1 protein-coding gene is annotated in these 527 nt (G+C 63.6%); it reads left to right on the plus strand.

Going from position 1 to position 527, the window contains the following annotated elements; genetic code table 11:
- Positions 1–224 precede the first annotated feature (224 nt).
- A partial coding sequence (locus tag AC1DWF_RS38355) for a cysteine hydrolase family protein (RefSeq protein WP_476843631.1) occupies positions 225–527 on the plus strand: 303 nt, incomplete at its 3' end.

The raw sequence follows: 527 nt of genomic DNA on the forward strand, positions 1-527 counted from the left end.
GACCACATGGGCGAGCCATTCGCGGCTGAGGAACTTCAGCACCTGGTCCACGGCGCAGCCGTTCGTGATGGGTCGCACCTGCGGCTCCATGGCGTCACTCATGTGCAAGCTCCCTGTCGCCGTTTCGCTAGTGATCGTCGGGTAACTGGTTGTACCGGGCCGCGATGGGTTTCTAATGCGCGCCGTGGCTTATCGCACGCCGCAGAGAACAAGGGATCAAGATCATGCCGAACGCCACCCCGACCCCGGGCAAGCTGCTGCTTACCCCCTCCGACCATACGCTGATCATGATCGACTTCCAGTCGCAGATGGCCTTCGCGACGAAGTCCATCGACGCCGTCGTGCTGCGCAACAACGCCGCGCTGGTGGCGAACGCGGCCCACGGCTTCGGCGTCACCAGCATCCTCACCACCGTCGCCGAGAAGAGCTTCTCGGGCCCGATGTTCGACGAGATATCAGCGGCCTTCCCGGGCCAGAAGATGCTGGACCGCACCAGCATGAACACCTGGGAGGATGCGGGCGTGATC

The organism is Aminobacter sp. P4_D5, from assembly GCF_056401815.1.